The 2,549-nt window shown below is 27.1% G+C and carries 5 protein-coding genes; 1 reads left to right on the top strand and 4 read right to left on the bottom strand.

The window, feature by feature from the left end; genetic code table 11:
* Positions 1 to 24 precede the first annotated feature (24 nt).
* Positions 25 to 840, top strand: a complete 816-nt coding sequence (locus tag AJ887_RS06005) for a DNA adenine methylase (RefSeq protein WP_070284965.1) — start codon at positions 25 to 27, stop codon at positions 838 to 840.
* Between the two features lie 29 nt (positions 841 to 869).
* On the opposite strand, the gene AJ887_RS06000 is transcribed toward AJ887_RS06005, so the two are convergent.
* From AJ887_RS06000 to AJ887_RS05985, 4 genes are all read right to left on the bottom strand, one after another.
* Complete coding sequence (locus AJ887_RS06000) at positions 870 to 1,157, bottom strand: hypothetical protein (RefSeq protein WP_002865289.1); 288 nt, start codon at positions 1,155 to 1,157, stop codon at positions 870 to 872.
* Positions 1,158 to 1,236: 79 nt separating this feature from the next.
* A complete protein-coding gene (locus AJ887_RS05995; protein ID WP_002843339.1) occupies positions 1,237 to 1,431 on the bottom strand; it encodes a hypothetical protein in 195 nt (64 codons plus the stop codon).
* A gap of 9 nt (positions 1,432 to 1,440) precedes the next feature.
* Positions 1,441 to 1,761 (bottom strand): hypothetical protein, encoded by a 321-nt coding sequence (locus tag AJ887_RS05990; protein WP_002865000.1) that lies wholly within the window; start codon positions 1,759 to 1,761, stop codon positions 1,441 to 1,443.
* Between the two features lie 80 nt (positions 1,762 to 1,841).
* Positions 1,842 to 2,471 (bottom strand): S24 family peptidase, encoded by a 630-nt coding sequence (locus tag AJ887_RS05985; protein WP_070284972.1) that lies wholly within the window; start codon positions 2,469 to 2,471, stop codon positions 1,842 to 1,844.
* Positions 2,472 to 2,549 lie beyond the last annotated feature (78 nt).

The following is a 2,549-nucleotide window of genomic DNA, read 5'->3' as shown; positions in this document are numbered from 1 at the left end:
AATTTTATTTTGAAAGGAGTTTGTATGAAAAATAATACAGACAAATTTCTAAAAACTAGCACACTTACTAAACCTACAAGAACTACACTAAAAGCTCCATTTGCTTGGGTGGGTGGTAAAAACTATTTAGCTAAAGAAATCATCGCTTTAATGCCTGAGCATAAAAGCTATATTGAAGTCTTTGGTGGAGCTTTAAGTGTTTTTTATCAAAAAAGCGCTTCAAAAATAGAAGTCATTAACGACATTAACGACGAGCTTATTAATTTACATCTTTGTATAAGAAATAAACCCCAAAGTCTAGCAAATGTGCTTAATTCTATGATAATAAGTAGAAAAATCTTTCATATGCTTAAAAATAAAGAAATTAAGCCAAGAAATGACTTAGAAAGGGCTGCTTTTTATTTTTATCTTATCAGTACTTCTTTTGGATCAAGTATGGGACAATTTGCTATGAGTAAACAAAGAGCACCCAAAAGATTATATAGAGACTTTAGCTTACATACAAAAAGACTTAAAAATGCCAGTATTGAAAATAAAAGCTTTGAATATATTTTAAAAGAATATGATTACAATGAAGCTTTATTTTATTTAGATCCACCTTATGTAGGGACTGAGAATTATTATAAAAACACAGGAGGTTTTGGGCTAAAAGAACATGAACTTTTATGTAATTTGCTTAAAAATATCAAAGGTAAATTTATGCTTTCTTATAATGATTGTGAGCTTATAAGAGAGCTTTATAAAGATTTTAATATTAAGGAATTAAAAGTAAGGTATTCTTTAAATAATAATGTTTTAAAAAGAAAAGAAAGTAAAGAGCTTTTGATTATGAATTTTTAAAAGCTAAGAGAATATTTTTATATTCTCTTTTATTTTAGCAAAGAGCTTAAAAACTTTAGAGCTTCTTTGCTAAAATCTTTATTGCTTTCTTCTAGATACTCTTTATCTAAAATAGCACCGTATTTTAATAAAAGTAAAATCGCTCCAAAATTATTATGAGTTATTGCATAAAACATAGGTTCTTCGCCCATGCATTCTTTAGTTGCACTCATACCATTTTTAAGATATTCTAAAACAAGTTCATTGTTATGGTTGCAAATTGCGTTTATAAAAGTCTTGCTAAAACCTTTTTTGATATCTACTATTACTTTACTCATCTTATCTCCTTTTGTTTTGATAAGACAAGATTAGCTTTGCTTGGCTGAATGTGTGCTGTTGTTTGACATCTTTTTGAAATCAATTTGTATTAACCCAATCTTGCACCACATTTAATAAATGATTATAATCACTACTCATGGCTTCTTTTTGAAATTTACTTATTTCTTCTTTGCTTACACCTGCTTTTTTTAAAGCCTTGCTTACTCTTGCTAGAATACTAAAAGCATTGCCATCTTCGCCAACTAATTTCACATAAACATTAGGATATTTCATCTTTTCTCCTTAAAATTCACAAAAGGTACTTTTTAATTCGTATCTTTGTTTTTCATCATTATATTTAACTACAAATTTTCTACCTATAATATATCTTTCAAACAAAGGAACTTGTATAAGACTTTTATCTTCATTCATCTCAAATCTTTTAGCGATTGAATAAGAGTTTATGCCCATATTATAAATAGTCATAAGCTCTAATATATTATCCCTAGCAAGATAATCTTTTTCTTTTAAAAGCTTTTTGTACAAAATCCTAAATTCACTCTCTAAATCTTGTATGATTTTTTCTTTTAATTCTTTATCGGTGTAATTTTTGATATCTTTCATGTTTATCTCCTTTTTCGATAGAACAACCTTGTGTTTTACACTCTCTGTGAGATTAGCTTGACTTAGCTTATTGTGTACTGTTACATCTTAGAAAGTTCTCCAATTACTACACCAATTAGTAAAAAATCTCCATTTTTATAAAATATATCTTTATATAAAGGATTTAAAGAGTGTAAAATCACTCCATCATCTTGTTTTAAAACTTGTTTTATAAAAAGTCCATCTCTAGCATTAATCACACAAATGCTTTTATTTTTAAAAGCCTTATTCCTATCTATTGCACAAATTGAACCATCTTTTATAAGTGGTTCCATACTCTCTCCATAACAAATGATAAACTCACATTCTTTACTTCCAAAAAAGTTTAAAACCTTTTCATCGATGATTAAATCAGAGCTATCAATCAAATCATTTATACCACCTCCACCTAAACTTGCATTTGTTTTATAAAGCTTTAAAATTTTATATTTATTCTCACATTCTAATTGATCTTTTGGGGAACTTCCATAGAAGAAATAATTAATGCTTATATTCCTCTCATTTAAAAAGTTTAGGATTTGTGGATAAGGAATGGAGTTTCTAAATTTCATAGAATTAAAAGTATCAGGATGGATGCCTAATTCTTTAGCTATATCTTTGGTTTTTAAATCTCTTTTGCCTTCACTTGCAAGTATATCTTTTAATTTTTCAATCACTTCTTGCATTTGCATTTTAATTCCTTTGATTTTAATTTCAAAGAATTTAAACATAAAATTTCAAAAAGCAATTAAAAACTTTTGATTTGAAAG

Origin of the sequence: Campylobacter sp. BCW_6466, from assembly GCF_001762835.1 — a bacterium.
In the GTDB taxonomy this organism is placed as follows: Bacteria; Campylobacterota; Campylobacteria; order Campylobacterales; family Campylobacteraceae; genus Campylobacter_D; species Campylobacter_D jejuni.
Note: the sequence above shows the minus strand (reverse complement) of the source record. Positions and strands in the feature narration are given on the sequence as shown.

Bases quoted from the DNA above. Each gene is read 5' to 3' on its own strand.
- AJ887_RS06005 (WP_070284965.1), top strand. From the start codon at position 25: ATGAAAAATAATACAGACAAATTTCTAAAAACTAGCACACTTACTAAA.
- AJ887_RS06000 (WP_002865289.1), bottom strand. From the start codon at position 1,157: ATGAGTAAAGTAATAGTAGATATCAAAAAAGGTTTTAGCAAGACTTTT.
- AJ887_RS05995 (WP_002843339.1), bottom strand. From the start codon at position 1,431: ATGAAATATCCTAATGTTTATGTGAAATTAGTTGGCGAAGATGGCAAT.
- AJ887_RS05990 (WP_002865000.1), bottom strand. From the start codon at position 1,761: ATGAAAGATATCAAAAATTACACCGATAAAGAATTAAAAGAAAAAATC.
- AJ887_RS05985 (WP_070284972.1), bottom strand. From the start codon at position 2,471: ATGCAAATGCAAGAAGTGATTGAAAAATTAAAAGATATACTTGCAAGT.